Here is a 13083-nt window from a genome sequence, read left to right as displayed (position 1 = left end):
CACAAGAACCTCAGAAAAAGTGTTCATTCGGTGAGCACTTTGATCGGCATGATCAGTACCGACAACTCGACCGCATGGGAGTAGCAATGGAATCACGCGACGAAGCCGTCATCCTCGACTACACGGACGCGACCGACTGGGAGCGCTGGTTATCCGAGAACCATGGGCTGAGCACCGGAGTCTGGCTGAAGATCGCCAAGAAGAACTCCGGCAGAACCTCGATCACCATCACCGAGGCACTCGACGCCGCCCTCTGCTTCGGCTGGATCGACAGCCACCGCAAAAGCCACGACGCCGAGCACTACCTCCAGCGCTACTCCCCTCGCCGTCCCAAAAGCCCCTGGTCCCAGGTGAATGTCGACAAGGCTCGAGCGCTCATCGCCGCCGGTCGCATGCGCGAACCCGGCTCGGCCGCCATCGAATCCGCCAAGGCTGACGGCCGCTGGTGCGCCGCCTACGAACCTCAGCGCACCGCAACCATCCCACCCGACCTCGCCGCCGCCCTGGCGAGCGATGAGCGTGCCCGGCACCGCTTCGCACTCCTCAACAGGACCGATCAGTACGCGCTGTTCCTACGACTCATGAAGGCCACGACCCCTCGATCCCGCGCCACCGAACTCCGCCGGGCAATCGCAAGCCTGTCGGATCAGTAGCGCTGAGAACTCCCCCTGACGCATCGCGGATAGCGTCTTTTCGATCGGACCCGAGGTCGAATGTCTCCTCGCCGCTCAGCAACGGAGTCTCCCACCGCCTATGCCGCATAAGGTAGTCCCGAACAGCATCACGAGCGATGTCGTGCTTCGAGCGCCCCTCGGCATCTGCTTGTGCAGTGAGCGCCGCCTCTTCCTCGTCCGTGAGCCGCATGGTCCAGGTCATGACCACATGGTCTCAGCACTGATACCACCCTCGGTGATATGTCGACAGACAGCAGGCATCCAGGCCGGAAGTGGACCTCGACTTCTCGACAAGGGGCGTCGTCGCCCGCCACAACCTCGACCTCTAGTCGGGGAGTAATCGACCGGTGAAACCCGCGTCGACGAGCCGCGTATATGCCGCGCGTACCGTGTCGGGAATGTGCTGTTCGATCGCCCATCCCCGGTCCGCGTAGACGCGGATACGCTGAGTGTCGCCGACGAGCATGTTGATCATGAGGACGGCGTCGCCGATTTCACGGACATAGTCGTCCAGCGGCAAGGGTAACGACGTACAGATGACGTCCACCTCGGGCCACCGCTTCCGGCAGATCGCATAGCTACGACGCTCCTGATACGGGCGCGATATCAGCATCACCGACGAAATCGACTCGTAGCCGAGGCTTTCGAGCAGAGCCCGGCTGTAGTCGATGTTTTCGCCGGTATTGGTCGCATTCGATTCGATGAGGATCGCGCTGTCGGGAACACCCGAGTCGAGGGCATGCTCGCGGTAGTGCACCGCTTCGCCACGCGGAAATCGTCCGATGGTCGTGGGCGCGTTCGCGCCGCTGAATACGATCAGCGGAAAGATGCCCCGGTGATAGAGATCGGCCGCGTAGGTGGCGACCCCGATATCGTGGCCGCCGAGTCCGATGCCCACATCGACCGGACGGACCTCGTGGTGCATTTGGTTGTAGTGCCAGAGGATTTCGATATCGGCACGCAGGTTGTCGGGGAACGACGTCGACGGCATATCACGCAATCTCTCTATCCAGCACTCCGAGTCGAAATCGCGATGCGGCACGAATGCGCGGGGAACTCGTACCGCTGAACGAACGAAGGCCCGCTTCCGGAAATGGGAAGCGGGCCTTCGATATTCGACTTGTCAGCCGAGGAGCAGACCTTACTTGGCCTTCTCCAGGACCTCGACCAGACGCCAGCGCTTGGTGGCCGACAGCGGACGGGTCTCCATCAGCTGAACGCGGTCACCGATGCCGGCGATCTCGTTCTCGTCGTGCGCCTTCACCTTGGAGGTGGTGCGAATGATCTTGCCGTAGAGCGGGTGCCGGGTACGGTCTTCCAGCTCGACGACGATCGTCTTGTTCATCTTGTCCGAGACAACGTAGCCGACACGAACCTTGCGGCTGTTGCGCTGTCCTTCCACTTTTTCGCTCATGCCGCATCTCCCTTGCCAGCGGGTCCGGTGGCCAGGCCGAGCTCACGCTCGCGCATGACCGTGTAGATGCGCGCGATCTCGTGACGAACGACGCGCAGCCGACGGTTGTTGTCCAGCTGACCCGTCGCCATCTGGAAGCGCAGGTTGAACAGCTCTTCCTTCGACTCACGCAGGCGGGAAACGAGTTCGTCCTCGGTGAGCTCGCGGAGCTCTGCGGCCGGTGTTCCGGTAGCCATCAGAACTGCTCCTCCCTGGTCACGATCCTGCACTTCATCGGGAGCTTGTGCATCGCGCGGCGCAGGGCCTCACGAGCGATCTCCTCATTCGGGTAAGACATTTCGAACATCACGCGACCGGGCTTGACGTTCGCGATCCACCACTCCGGCGAACCCTTACCGGAACCCATGCGGGTCTCGGCGGGCTTCTTGGTGAGCGGGCGATCCGGGTAGATGTTGATCCAGATCTTGCCGCCACGCTTGATGTGGCGGGTCATCGCGATACGCGCCGACTCGATCTGCCGGTTGGTCACGTAGGCCGGCTCCAGCGCCTGGATGCCGAACTCACCGAACGCCACCGAGGTGCCGCCCTTGGCCATGCCGGACCGGCTCGGGTGATGCTGCTTGCGGTGCTTGACCTTGCGAGGCATCAGCATTGCGTCAGCCCTCCTGTGTCTCTGCCGGTGCCTCCGCCACAGCGGTGGCGGCGCGCCCGGCCTCGGTGCTGGTCGCCGTGGTGCCGGCGGAACCGGACCGACGCGGACGGCTCGGACGCTCCCGGCGCGGACGATCGCGATCGCCGGCCGGGGCGGCCGCGGCGGTCAGCTCACGCTTACCACCGACGATGTCGCCCTTGTAGATCCAGACCTTCACGCCGATGCGACCGAAGGTGGTCTTGGCCTCGTAGAGGCCGTAGTCGATGTCGGCGCGCAGCGTGTGCAGCGGCACCCGACCCTCGCGGTAGAACTCCGAGCGCGACATTTCGGCGCCACCGAGGCGGCCCGAGCACTGCACACGGATGCCCTTGACGTTCGGCGAGCGCATGGCCGACTGGATGGCCTTACGCATCGCGCGACGGAACGCCACACGGTTCGAGAGCTGCTCGGCCACACCCTGGGCGACGAGCTGCGCATCCGATTCGGGGTTCTTGACCTCGAGGATGTTCAGCTGCACCTGCTTGCCGGTGAGCTTCTCCAGCTCGGCGCGGATGCGGTCGGCCTCCGCACCACGACGGCCGATCACGATGCCCGGACGCGCGGTGTGGATGTCCACACGGACGCGATCACGGGTGCGCTCGATCTCGACCTTCGAGATGCCCGCCCGCTCCATGCCGGTGGCGAGGAGCTTGCGAATGGCGACGTCTTCCTTCACGTAGTCCGCGTACTGCTTGTCCGCGTACCAACGCGACTTCCAGTCGGTGGTGATACCGAGGCGGAAGCCATGGGGGTTGATCTTCTGTCCCATTTACTTTGCCCCTCCCTTCCGGCGGTTACGAGTGGATCCACCGGCGGTGGGAACGCTCTCGACCTCGATGGTGATGTGGCTGGTGCGCTTGCGGATGCGGAACGCACGGCCCTGGGCACGCGGCTGGAACCGCTTCATGGTGGCGCCCTCGTCGACGTAGGCCGTCGAGATGACCAGGGTGGCCGGGTTCAGGCCGAGGTTGTTCTCGGCGTTCGCCGCGGCACTGGCCACGACCTTGGCGACCGGCTCGCTCGCGGCCTGGGGCGCGAACTTCAGGATCGCCAGGGCGTCCTCGACTCGCTTGCCGCGGACCAGGTCCACGACACGACGAGCCTTCATCGGGGTCACGCGAACGTGCTTGGCGGTCGCGCGCGCAGTCGGGTTCTGAGTCTCGGTTGTCGTCATCGCCGCTTGCTCTTCCGGTCTTCCTTGACGTGGCTCTTGAACGTCCTGGTGGGCGCGAACTCACCCAGCTTGTGTCCGACCATGGACTCCGAGACGAACACCGGCACGTGCTTGCGGCCGTCGTGGACGGCGAAGGTGTGACCGATGAAATCGGGGATGATGGTCGAACGACGGGACCAGGTCTTGATGACCTGCTTGGTGCCCTTCTCGTTCTGAACGTCCACCTTCGCGAGGAGGTGGTCGTCGACGAACGGGCCCTTCTTCAGGCTGCGTGGCATTTCTTACCTCCTCCTTAGCGCTTCTTGCCGGTCTTGCGACGGCGGACGATGAGCTTGTCGCTCGGGCGGTTGGGCTTGCGGGTGCGGCCTTCCGGCTGACCCCACGGCGAGACCGGGTGGCGACCACCGGAGGTCTTGCCTTCACCACCACCATGCGGGTGGTCGACCGGGTTCATGACGACACCACGGACCGTGGGGCGGCGACCCTTCCAGCGCATACGGCCGGCCTTACCCCAGTTGATGTTCGACTGCTCGGCATTGCCGACCTCGCCGACGGTGGCGCGGCAGCGCACGTCGACGCGACGGATTTCACCGGAGGGCATACGCAGCGTGGCGTAGGGGCCTTCCTTACCGAGCAGCTGGATGCTCATACCGGCCGAGCGGGCCAGCTTGGCGCCGCCGCCCGGACGCAGCTCCACCGCGTGGATGGTGGTACCGGTCGGGATGTTGCGCAGCGGCAGGTTGTTACCCGGCTTGATGTCGGCCGTGGGGCCGGACTCGATTGGGGTGCCCTGCGCGATGCCCTTCGGCGCGATGATGTAGCGCTTCTCGCCATCCACGTAGTGCAGCAGCGCGATGTTGGCGGTGCGGTTCGGGTCGTACTCGATGTGCGCGACCTTGGCCGGGATGCCGTCCTTGTCCAGTCGACGGAAGTCGATCAGACGGTAGGCACGCTTGTGGCCGCCACCGCGGTGACGAGTGGTGATGCGACCGTGCGCGTTACGGCCACCGCTCTTGGTCAGCGGACGCAGCAGCGACTTCTCCGGGGTGGACCGGGTGATCTCGGCGAAGTCGGAGACGCTGGCGCCACGACGGCCCGGCGTTGTCGGCTTGTACTTACGAATTGCCATGAGTTCTTCTCTACTTTCTGGAGTCCCAGGCGCTTACGCGACCGGGCCTCCGAAGATCTCGATGGGCTTGCTGTCGGCCGAGATGGTCACGAGCGCACGCTTGGTGTCCTTGCGCTTGCCGTAACCGAAGCGGGTCCGCTTGCGCTTGCCCTGACGGTTGGCGGTGTTGACGCTGGTCACCTTCACACCGAAAACCTTCTCGACGGCGATCTTGATCTGCGTCTTGTTGGAGTCCGGGTGCACGATGAAGGTGTAGGTGCCTTCTTCGATCAGTCCGTAGGACTTCTCCGAGATGACCGGCGCCAGCAGGATGTCGCGGGGGTCGGCGATGGTGGTCACTTGCTCTCCTCCTGTGCAGCTTCGGCCGGGCCGTGCACGAAGGCGTTCAGAGCCTCGACGCTGAACACCACTTCGTCGCTGTTGAGGACGTCGTAGGTGTTGAGCTGGTCCGGAGCAATCGGCAGCACGTTCTCCAGGTTCGCCACGCTCTTCCACGCGGCGATGTCCTCGCGGCCGACGACAACCAGGAACTTCTTGCGGTCCGAGAGCTCGGCCAGGAAGGTCTTGGCGGTCTTGGTCGACGGGGTCTGCCCGGCCACCAGTTCGGTGATCACGTGGATGCGCTCGTTGCGCGCCCGGTCGGACAGGGCGCCACGCAGGGCGGCGGCCTTCATCTTCTTGGGGGTCCGCTGGGTGTAGTCACGCGGCTGCGGGCCGTGCACGGTGCCACCGCCGGCGAACTGCGGCGCGCGGGTCGAGCCCTGACGGGCGCGGCCGGTGCCCTTCTGCCGGTACGGCTTCTTGCCACCGCCGGAGACCTCGCCGCGAGTCTTGGTCGCGTGGGTGCCCTGACGGGCCGCGGCCAGCTGCGCGACGACGACCTGGTGCATCAGCGCGATATTGGCGGTCACGTCGAAGATCTCCGCGGGGAGGTCGACGGTGCCGTTGGTCTTGCCACCGATTTCTTTGACCGGCAGCGTCAGGCTCGCGGCCTTCTTCTCGGTATTGACGGTCATGCGTGCGCACCACCCTTCACGGCGCTCTTGACGATCACGACGCTGTTCTTGCGACCCGGGATCGCTCCCTTGATCAACAGCAGGCCGTTCTCGGCATCCACCTTGTGAACCGACAGGTTCTGGGTGGTGACGCGGTCGTTACCCATCCGGCCCGACATGCGCATGCCCTTGAACACGCGGCCGGGGGTGGCGCAACCACCGATGGAACCCGGGCGACGGTGCACGGCCTGTGCACCGTGCGAAGCACCCTGACCACGGAAGCCGTGGCGCTTCATGGTGCCCGCGAAGCCCTTGCCCTTGCTGGTACCGGTCACATCGACGTAGGTGCCCTCTTCGAAGACGTCGGCGGAGAGCTCCTGGCCGATCTCGAAGGTGGAGGCGTCGGCGACGCGGATCTCGGCGACGTGGCGGCGCGGGGTGACGCCGGCCTTGGCGAACTGGCCGGAGACCGGCTTGTTCACCTTGCGCGGGTCGATGGCGCCGAAGGCGATCTGGACGGCGCTGTAGCCATCGCGCTCCACGGTGCGGATCTGGGTCACGACGTTCGGGCCCGCCTTGATGACGGTGACCGGGATGACGCGGTTCTTCTCGTCGAAGACCTGGGTCATGCCGAGCTTGGTGCCCAGGATGCCGGCCGCGGGCCGGTTCTTGTTGTCAGTCATATCTCGAGTCCCCGTCACTGAATGTTGACGTCGACGCTGGCCGGCAGGTCGATGCGCATCAGCGCGTCAACCGTCTTCGGCGTCGGGTCGAGGATGTCGATCAGCCGCTTGTGCGTACGCATCTCGAAGTGCTCGCGCGAGTCCTTGTACTTGTGCGGCGAACGGATGACGCAGTACACGTTCTTCTCGGTGGGCAACGGCACCGGGCCGACGACACGGGCCCCGGTACGGGTCACCGTCTCGACGATCTTGCGCGCAGATGCGTCGATCGCCTCGTGGTCGTAGGCCTTGAGCCTGATGCGGATCTTTTGTCCCGCCACGCTAAGTGTCCTTTTCTCCGCTTTCGTTCGTGATCCGGAAGCCGGGCTTCCGTACCACCCTCATTTGCACAGCCCGAACACACGAAGACGTCCCAGCCCGGGCGGATCAGGCCCGAAGGAGGCAGCCTGCGTAACCACGCAGGGCCCCCGCTCGGGCAACATCCGACTCAGTGGAGACCAACGACCGGGGCACGCCCGATCCTCGCCGCTGTTCATCTGTCATGGTTCTCCGGTCCACGCGGTCGGGCGTGTCGCCCATCCGCTCATTCCTCTGCCCGGATCGAAACTTCATCTCAGGCCTGGAACGTCTGTCCCGGACGTACCCGCACTGATAACCAGTGAGGTACACGATTGGTACTGCTCGCCCCGCCCGACCGCACTCCGCTCCACGGGGGAACAGCCACAGCCTGGTGCAAGGCAACCCGAACAGTATGCCCGATGCCCTCGGACACTTCAAATCCGCCCCCGCCGACCCCGCTCAGACCCCGAAAGGGCCACGCCAGCGGCGTATTTCCCCAAGTATGCCCCGGGCGAACCGCATTGGAACTTACTTTTGAGTAATATTCGGGATATGACGAAAGAGACCGCGACCTACCGCGGCTGGAAGAAGCTGCCGGACAACCGGCTGGGGCACACGCTGTTCTCGCTGGGCATGGTCGCCCGGGTGCCGTATTTCGGGACGGTGCTGCCGAGCGTGGTGCGGCTCGAACCCGGCCTGTGCGAGGTGACCTCGCCGAAGTGGTTCGGCATCCACAACCATCTCGGCACCTACCACGCCATCGCGGCGTGCAACCTGGCCGAGGTGGCGATGGGGATGCTCAGCGAGGCGACGGTGCCGTCCACGCACCGCTGGATTCCCAAGGCCATGAACGTGCAGTACCTGGCCAAGGCGGAAACCGGGCTGCGCGCGGTGGCGAAGCTGCCCGAGGTACCCGATTTCACGCAGATCACCTCGGGCCAGGACCTCATCGTGCCGGTCTCGATCTACGACAAGCACGGGCTAGAGGTCGTCCACGCCGACATCACCACTTGGGTCACGCCCCGTTGAATTGCCGCGCCTGCGGCACGGCGTGTTCGCGGCCCCTCGGTCCCGCCTGTGCCTTACGCCGAAGGTTGCGCACAGGCGATCGAGGCGGATTGAATTCGCTTATGAGTGGCACGGGGATGGCGGACAGCGGGGTGGGTGACCACACCGCGGCCCGCGACTTCGATATCTGCGTGGTCGGGCTCGGCCCGGCCGGGCGGACGCTGGCACATCGCGCGATGCGCGCCGGATTCCGCGTCGCGGCCGTCGATCCGCGCCCGGACCGGCTCTGGCCGCCGACATTCTCGTGCTGGGTGGACGAACTGCCGGACTGGCTGCCACCCAGCGCCATCGCCATCACCATTCCGGCGCCGACCGTCTGGACCAAGACCGAACACCGGATCGAGCGCCCATACTGCGTGCTCTCCAAGCCCGGACTGCACGCGGCGCTGCCGCTGGACGACGCCGCGGTCTTCGCCGCCCGCGCCACCCACGTCGACGCCAACGCGGTCGAGCTCGCCGACGGAACCACCCTCAGGGCCGCAACGGTTTTCGACACCCGTGGCCTGCCGACACTCGGAAACCGCAGGGCGGCAAGCGCACACGGAATCTTCGTCGACGCCGACACCGCGGCGCCGATGGTCGCGGGTAACGAGGGCCTGCTGCTGGATTGGCGGCCCGAGAACGGTGCGGGCCCGGACGAACCGCCATCGTTCCTCTACGCGGTCCCGCTCGGCGACGGCACGGTGATCTTCGAGGAGACCAGCCTCGGCCTGCGCGGCGGCATGCCACAGCACGAACTGCGCAAGCGCACCCTGAATCGTCTTGCCGCGCACGGCATCACGCTCACCGGCGAGGAACCCTCCGAGGCCGCGCACTACCCGCTCGACCAGCGGCCGCCGCGGAAGGGTGTCGCCCAGGCGATTCCATTCGGCTCCCGCGGCGGCATGATGCACCCCTGCACCGGCTACAGCGTCGCCGACTCACTGGCCCTGGCCGACACCGCCGTCACCGCACTCCAGCGGGGCCGCGACCCGATCGAGGCGCTCTGGCCGTGGCAGGCCCGCCTCGTCTACTGGATGCGGATGCGCGGACTGTGGGGCCTCGGCCGGATCACCACCGACCAGTCCATCGCCATGTTCGAGGCCTTCTTCACCGAATCCGAACGCGGCCAGCGCGCCCTGCTCTCGGCCCACGACGACTACACCGCCCTCGGCGCGGTGCTGTTCAACACGGTCGCGCACACCTGGCCGTTCCGCTGGCGCTACGACCTGGTCGGCTGGACCAACCGCAACCGCTGGCTGGACTTCCCGTTCGACGAGGCACCCGAGCGCATCGCACCCCGTGCCGACTGATGCGCCGCGCTCGACGAAAGTACCGGCGCCTCAGCGGAATCCGGCGGTCTCCAAGGTGAACGAGAACGGTTCGGGAATGTCGAGTGGCTTGCCGAACGGAACGCGAAGTTCCTGACGGTAGTCGATCAGGTCCGCTTCGCCGCCGGGCTCACTCAACAGCGTGATGTCCTGCTTCTCGCGATCGATGAGGAGGTAGATCGGCACGCCACCGCGCGCGTAGCAGTAACGCTTGGTCTTGCGATCCCGGTCCGGTTTCGAGCTCGTGACCTCGAGCACCATCACGACCTTGTCGACCGGCATCCACGAAGGCTCGTCGATGAAGGCGCCGACAGGTACGAATACACCATCGGGGATCAGATGGTTCTTCGGGCAGAGGCCGCCGCGATCGAGCACCAAGCCCTTGTTTCCGGAGAAGTCCCATTCGGTTGCGGCATGCCGCATCACCTGACGGATCACGGAGGCAATATTTCCTTCATGCGTACCGACAGGTGGTGGTGTCACGATGATCTCCCCCTCGATCAGTTCGGCCCGGAATCCTTCAGGAGTCTCCAGCGCATGAAAACCCTCCAGTAGCACATCTGCTGGATCCCGCTGCGGCTCATGCGCGGTAGCTGCGGTCACTGCTCACACCTCCCTCTGCTCGTGCCCCCAGCATACGGACCACCTATCGCACCTGGGGGCCGATCCCCGAACGACCGAACGCCACGCCCGGCAACTCCGGACGTGGCGTTCGACGGACTCGAAGTCAGTTGCTGTTCTGCGCCGCTCGGCGGTAACCGCTGATCGCGGGATAGGCGAACACCAGCACGATGCCGACGGTCCACGCGATGGTCTTCAACAGCGGTTCGGCGACCGGGCCACCGTAGGACAGCCCGCGCATGGCGTCGATGGCACAGCTCATCGGCTGGTTCTCCACCACGTCCTGCAACCACACCGGGTAGGCGCCGACCGGAACGAATCCGGTGTTGAAGAACATGAGCAGCGTATTCACGATGCTGATCAGGCTGACCAGCATCACGCCCTCGGTAATGGTCGCCAGCGCGGTGACGAGTACCGCGAAGCCGACGCCGAACACCACCGGAATCCCGATCATGGCCAGCGCCGCCAGCCACCCCTGGTCGAATCGGAAGTCGAGGGCGAACCCGACCGCGATCACGAACAACGTGGTGACGAGCACCCGGACCGCCTCGGCGAGCAGTCGCCCGGTCAGGCCCGCCGCGCGGTGCACCGGCATGGTCCAGAACCGGCCGAGCAGACCGGTGGCCTTCTCCACCTTGAATCCGAGCGCGCTGACCACGGCGCCCGACATGGCCGCCACCAGGGTGATCATCGGGACCTGGCCGTAGACGGCGGGTTTACCGGTGGCCGCGCTGATCGAATTGCCGAGCACCACATGGAACATCAGCAGGGTCAGCGCGGGATAGATCAGCGTCTGAATGGTGGTCGCGGGGTCGCGTGCCCAGCCGTACAGCAGTCGCTTGCACTGGATGACACTGTGCGAAACCCAGATGCCGAACCCGCCCTCGTGCTTCGGATTCTCCACTTCGGGCAGCGGGTCCCACTGGCCGATGACGGGCTTTTCCAGCCTGGTCTCCAGGGTGGTCTCCACCGTACTCATGACCGCCTCACACTCGCCCAGATCGCAAACGGAATGAATACGATCGCCAACCCGCCCAGCCAGGCCAACGGGACCCACAGCACCTGCCAGGTCACGCCGTCGGCCGCCATATCGCGCATGGCGAAGGAGAACTGGGAGATCGGCTGATTGCGCGCGAACGGCCGGATCCATTCCGGGAAGCTGCGTTCAGGGACGAAGCCGCACGAGAGCATGCCGAAGATCAGGGTGGGCAGCGTCAGCGCCTGACTCAGCGATTCGGGACTCTTGGTCAGGCTGCCGAGTCCGTCGGCACCGACCGCGAGCACGGTGCCGACCGCGAGCGAGAAGACACAGAACAGCGCGGCCTGCCAGAAGCCCGCGACGAAACGGAACCCGATCATGTAGCCGAAGATCAGCGCCGCGATCAGCGAGGTGACCGAGCGAACCAGACCCGCGGAGACCCGCGACAGCAGCGGCACCAGCGTGCCGATCGGCATGGTCTGCAGCCGGGTGCTCAGCCCGGTGAGGGCTTCGAACGCGGACAGCTGCGCATTCGACATCATGGTGAAGGCCATGGTCTGGAGCACGATGACCGGCATGACGAACTGCGCGTAGTCGATGCCCTGGAACTTCATCACGAACCGCAGCGGCAGGTAGAAGCCGAGGGTGAAAACCAGCGGGGTCACGAATGCGACGATCAGCTCACCCTTGGTCGCCATGGTCTTCACCACGCGACCGGTCAGTGCCCGCCACTGCGCGAAGGACGACGGCTGGGCGACGGGTAGCTCGGCGAAGAGGACGGCCGGGTCGGCCTCGTAGCCGGCCCGTTCGGTGGTCGCCGCCGTCATGCGTGGGTACCCGAATGACCGGTGATGGACAGGAATACGTCATCGAGCGACGGCCTGCGCAGGCCGATATCCGCCAGATCGACACCCACGTAGTCCAGTCGGCGCAATGCCTCGGCCAGCGTGGCGGCGCCCTCGGGCGCGGGGATGGACAGCCGGTCCGCGCCGTCGAGTTCGGCCGCCACCGCGGGCGGCACCAGATCGCCGAGCGCGTCGGCGGCGCGCTGCAATTGCGTCGGATCCATCGGCACCACCTCGCAGTAGCTGCCGCCGGTCTTCTCCTTGAGTTCGTCGGCGGTGCCCTCCGCGATCACCGTGCCCTTATCGATGACGATGATGTTGTCGCTGAGCACATCCGCTTCCTCGAGGTACTGCGTGGTCAGCAGGACCGCGATGCCCTGCTCCTTCAGCACCTGCACCAGATCCCAGACGCCCTGGCGGCTGCGCGGATCCAGCCCGGTGGTCGGTTCATCGAGGAACACCACCTCGGGCCGCACCACCAGGCCGCACGCGATATCGACCCGGCGCCGCATGCCGCCGGAATAGTTGCGCACCGCCCGGCGGCCCGCACTGACCAGATCGAACTGCTCGAGCAGGTCGTCGGCGCGCTTGCGGGCGACCGACTTGCGCAGCCCCATCAGGCGGCCGAACAGCTCCAGGTTCTCCCGGCCGGACAGGTTCTCGTCCAGTGCGGCGTACTGGCCGGTCATCATGATCGACCGGCGCACCCCGGCCGGGTCCTTGCTCACGTCGTGGCCCGCGACCACGGCGGTGCCGGAGTCCGGTCGCAGCAGTGTGGACAGGATCTTCACCGTCGTGGTCTTACCCGCGCCGTTGGGCCCGAGGATGCCGAGCACACTGGCCTTCGCAGCGGTGAAACTGACGCCCTGCAGCGCATGGACATCACCGAAGGACTTTCGGACATCCTCGACAATGACCGCTGGATCACTCGCGTGCGAATCTGCTTGGTTCAAGCTCGGCATCAACTCTCCACTATCGGCCGGGGGCGGCGACCACATCGCCGGAGCGCAACTCGTGCATGCGCCCTCCGGAGGTGATCGGACCGCTCGGCGTGATGTTACCGGCCCCGCTCCACTCCCCAGGCCAGCGCCCGTATCCCGCCGGAGCCGATCCTAACTGTGTCTTTACTCACACTTCCCAGGGGTGGGCAGGTCGCAATCG

The 13083-nt window shown here is 65.7% G+C and carries 19 protein-coding genes; 3 read left to right on the top strand and 16 right to left on the bottom strand.

The genetic code is table 11. From position 1 onward, the window contains the following. The first annotated feature begins 86 nt into the window (after positions 1-86). The gene (locus AB0H61_RS06210) at positions 87-653 is read left to right on the top strand and encodes a YdeI/OmpD-associated family protein (protein WP_357299995.1); all 567 of its coding nucleotides are present in this window, start codon (positions 87-89) and stop codon (positions 651-653) included. Positions 654-999: 346 nt separating this feature from the next. Here AB0H61_RS06210 and AB0H61_RS06205 read toward each other — a convergent pair whose 3' ends face one another. From AB0H61_RS06205 to rpsJ, 12 genes are all read right to left on the bottom strand, one after another. Next, the gene (locus AB0H61_RS06205; RefSeq protein ID WP_357299993.1) at positions 1000-1665 is read right to left on the bottom strand and encodes a YdcF family protein; all 666 of its coding nucleotides are present in this window, start codon (positions 1663-1665) and stop codon (positions 1000-1002) included. Positions 1666-1815: 150 nt separating this feature from the next. Beyond that, entirely contained in the window at positions 1816-2088 is a 273-nt protein-coding gene (rpsQ, locus tag AB0H61_RS06200) for a 30S ribosomal protein S17 (protein WP_357299991.1), read from the bottom strand. Then, positions 2085-2324 carry a 50S ribosomal protein L29 gene (gene rpmC, locus AB0H61_RS06195; protein WP_355035193.1) on the bottom strand — a complete coding sequence of 80 codons (240 nt, stop codon included), beginning with the start codon at positions 2322-2324 and terminating at the stop codon, positions 2085-2087. Before rpmC ends, rpsQ begins: the two co-directional genes overlap by 4 nt. Next, positions 2324-2740 (bottom strand): 50S ribosomal protein L16, encoded by a 417-nt coding sequence (rplP, locus tag AB0H61_RS06190; RefSeq protein WP_014981662.1) that lies wholly within the window; start codon positions 2738-2740, stop codon positions 2324-2326. The genes rpmC and rplP overlap by 1 nt, the downstream gene beginning before the upstream one ends. Positions 2741-2744: 4 nt before the next feature. Next, positions 2745-3548 carry a 30S ribosomal protein S3 gene (gene rpsC / locus AB0H61_RS06185; protein WP_357299987.1) on the bottom strand — a complete coding sequence of 268 codons (804 nt, stop codon included), beginning with the start codon at positions 3546-3548 and terminating at the stop codon, positions 2745-2747. Further along, positions 3549-3953 (bottom strand): 50S ribosomal protein L22, encoded by a 405-nt coding sequence (rplV, locus tag AB0H61_RS06180; protein WP_357299984.1) that lies wholly within the window; start codon positions 3951-3953, stop codon positions 3549-3551. It abuts the gene before it with no gap. After that, complete coding sequence (gene rpsS / locus AB0H61_RS06175; protein WP_067785343.1) at positions 3950-4231, bottom strand: 30S ribosomal protein S19; 282 nt, start codon at positions 4229-4231, stop codon at positions 3950-3952. Before rpsS ends, rplV begins: the two co-directional genes overlap by 4 nt. Before the next feature lie 14 nt (positions 4232-4245). Further along, positions 4246-5082, bottom strand: a complete 837-nt coding sequence (gene rplB, locus AB0H61_RS06170; RefSeq protein ID WP_357299982.1) for a 50S ribosomal protein L2 — start codon at positions 5080-5082, stop codon at positions 4246-4248. A gap of 33 nt (positions 5083-5115) precedes the next feature. Continuing rightward, positions 5116-5421 (bottom strand): 50S ribosomal protein L23, encoded by a 306-nt coding sequence (gene rplW, locus AB0H61_RS06165; protein WP_040686547.1) that lies wholly within the window; start codon positions 5419-5421, stop codon positions 5116-5118. Then, entirely contained in the window at positions 5418-6098 is a 681-nt protein-coding gene (gene rplD, locus AB0H61_RS06160) for a 50S ribosomal protein L4 (RefSeq protein ID WP_357299980.1), read from the bottom strand. The genes rplW and rplD overlap by 4 nt, the downstream gene beginning before the upstream one ends. Then, complete coding sequence (gene rplC / locus AB0H61_RS06155) at positions 6095-6760, bottom strand: 50S ribosomal protein L3 (RefSeq protein WP_357299979.1); 666 nt, start codon at positions 6758-6760, stop codon at positions 6095-6097. The genes rplD and rplC overlap by 4 nt, the downstream gene beginning before the upstream one ends. 14 nt (positions 6761-6774) lie before the next feature. Further along, positions 6775-7080: a 30S ribosomal protein S10 gene (gene rpsJ / locus AB0H61_RS06150; protein ID WP_003938093.1), complete on the bottom strand. Its 306-nt coding sequence runs from the start codon at positions 7078-7080 to the stop codon at positions 6775-6777. A gap of 571 nt (positions 7081-7651) precedes the next feature. Between rpsJ and AB0H61_RS06145 the strand changes: the two genes are divergently transcribed. Both AB0H61_RS06145 and AB0H61_RS06140 read left to right on the top strand, forming a co-directional pair. Further along, positions 7652-8128 carry a hotdog fold domain-containing protein gene (locus tag AB0H61_RS06145; RefSeq protein WP_357299976.1) on the top strand — a complete coding sequence of 159 codons (477 nt, stop codon included), beginning with the start codon at positions 7652-7654 and terminating at the stop codon, positions 8126-8128. 101 nt (positions 8129-8229) lie between these two features. Next, positions 8230-9459, top strand: coding sequence for a lycopene cyclase family protein (locus AB0H61_RS06140; protein WP_357299974.1), 1230 nt, complete (start codon positions 8230-8232; stop codon positions 9457-9459). Between the two features lie 30 nt (positions 9460-9489). Here the strand turns inward: AB0H61_RS06140 and AB0H61_RS06135 are convergent, their stop codons facing one another. From AB0H61_RS06135 to AB0H61_RS06120, 4 genes are all read right to left on the bottom strand, one after another. Then, positions 9490-10080: a Uma2 family endonuclease gene (locus AB0H61_RS06135; RefSeq protein ID WP_357299971.1), complete on the bottom strand. Its 591-nt coding sequence runs from the start codon at positions 10078-10080 to the stop codon at positions 9490-9492. Between the two features lie 124 nt (positions 10081-10204). Further along, positions 10205-11077: an ABC transporter permease gene (locus tag AB0H61_RS06130; RefSeq protein ID WP_357299968.1), complete on the bottom strand. Its 873-nt coding sequence runs from the start codon at positions 11075-11077 to the stop codon at positions 10205-10207. Then, entirely contained in the window at positions 11074-11904 is an 831-nt protein-coding gene (locus AB0H61_RS06125) for an ABC transporter permease (protein ID WP_357299965.1), read from the bottom strand. The genes AB0H61_RS06130 and AB0H61_RS06125 overlap by 4 nt, the downstream gene beginning before the upstream one ends. Then, entirely contained in the window at positions 11901-12884 is a 984-nt protein-coding gene (locus AB0H61_RS06120) for an ATP-binding cassette domain-containing protein (protein WP_357299962.1), read from the bottom strand. The genes AB0H61_RS06125 and AB0H61_RS06120 overlap by 4 nt, the downstream gene beginning before the upstream one ends. Positions 12885-13083: the final 199 nt, after the last annotated feature.

This window comes from Nocardia sp. NPDC050710 (genome assembly GCF_040654375.1).
Lineage (GTDB): Bacteria > Actinomycetota > Actinomycetes > Mycobacteriales > Mycobacteriaceae > Nocardia.
Note: the sequence above shows the minus strand (reverse complement) of the source record. Positions and strands in the feature narration are given on the sequence as shown.

Excerpts from the sequence above, each read along its gene's own strand:
- AB0H61_RS06210 (WP_357299995.1), top strand. The coding sequence starts at position 87 with ATGGAATCACGCGACGAAGCCGTCATCCTCGACTACACGGACGCGACC.
- AB0H61_RS06140 (WP_357299974.1), top strand. The coding sequence starts at position 8,230 with ATGAGTGGCACGGGGATGGCGGACAGCGGGGTGGGTGACCACACCGCG.
- rplB (WP_357299982.1), bottom strand. The coding sequence starts at position 5,082 with ATGGCAATTCGTAAGTACAAGCCGACAACGCCGGGCCGTCGTGGCGCC.
- rplP (WP_014981662.1), bottom strand. The coding sequence starts at position 2,740 with ATGCTGATGCCTCGCAAGGTCAAGCACCGCAAGCAGCATCACCCGAGC.
- AB0H61_RS06125 (WP_357299965.1), bottom strand. The coding sequence starts at position 11,904 with ATGACGGCGGCGACCACCGAACGGGCCGGCTACGAGGCCGACCCGGCC.
- AB0H61_RS06205 (WP_357299993.1), bottom strand. The coding sequence starts at position 1,665 with ATGCCGTCGACGTCGTTCCCCGACAACCTGCGTGCCGATATCGAAATC.
- rplV (WP_357299984.1), bottom strand. The coding sequence starts at position 3,953 with ATGACGACAACCGAGACTCAGAACCCGACTGCGCGCGCGACCGCCAAG.
- AB0H61_RS06130 (WP_357299968.1), bottom strand. The coding sequence starts at position 11,077 with ATGAGTACGGTGGAGACCACCCTGGAGACCAGGCTGGAAAAGCCCGTC.
- rplD (WP_357299980.1), bottom strand. The coding sequence starts at position 6,098 with ATGACCGTCAATACCGAGAAGAAGGCCGCGAGCCTGACGCTGCCGGTC.
- rpsQ (WP_357299991.1), bottom strand. The coding sequence starts at position 2,088 with ATGAGCGAAAAAGTGGAAGGACAGCGCAACAGCCGCAAGGTTCGTGTC.
- AB0H61_RS06145 (WP_357299976.1), top strand. The coding sequence starts at position 7,652 with ATGACGAAAGAGACCGCGACCTACCGCGGCTGGAAGAAGCTGCCGGAC.
- rplC (WP_357299979.1), bottom strand. The coding sequence starts at position 6,760 with ATGACTGACAACAAGAACCGGCCCGCGGCCGGCATCCTGGGCACCAAG.
- rpmC (WP_355035193.1), bottom strand. The coding sequence starts at position 2,324 with ATGGCTACCGGAACACCGGCCGCAGAGCTCCGCGAGCTCACCGAGGAC.
- rpsS (WP_067785343.1), bottom strand. The coding sequence starts at position 4,231 with ATGCCACGCAGCCTGAAGAAGGGCCCGTTCGTCGACGACCACCTCCTC.
- rpsC (WP_357299987.1), bottom strand. The coding sequence starts at position 3,548 with ATGGGACAGAAGATCAACCCCCATGGCTTCCGCCTCGGTATCACCACC.
- AB0H61_RS06120 (WP_357299962.1), bottom strand. The coding sequence starts at position 12,884 with ATGCCGAGCTTGAACCAAGCAGATTCGCACGCGAGTGATCCAGCGGTC.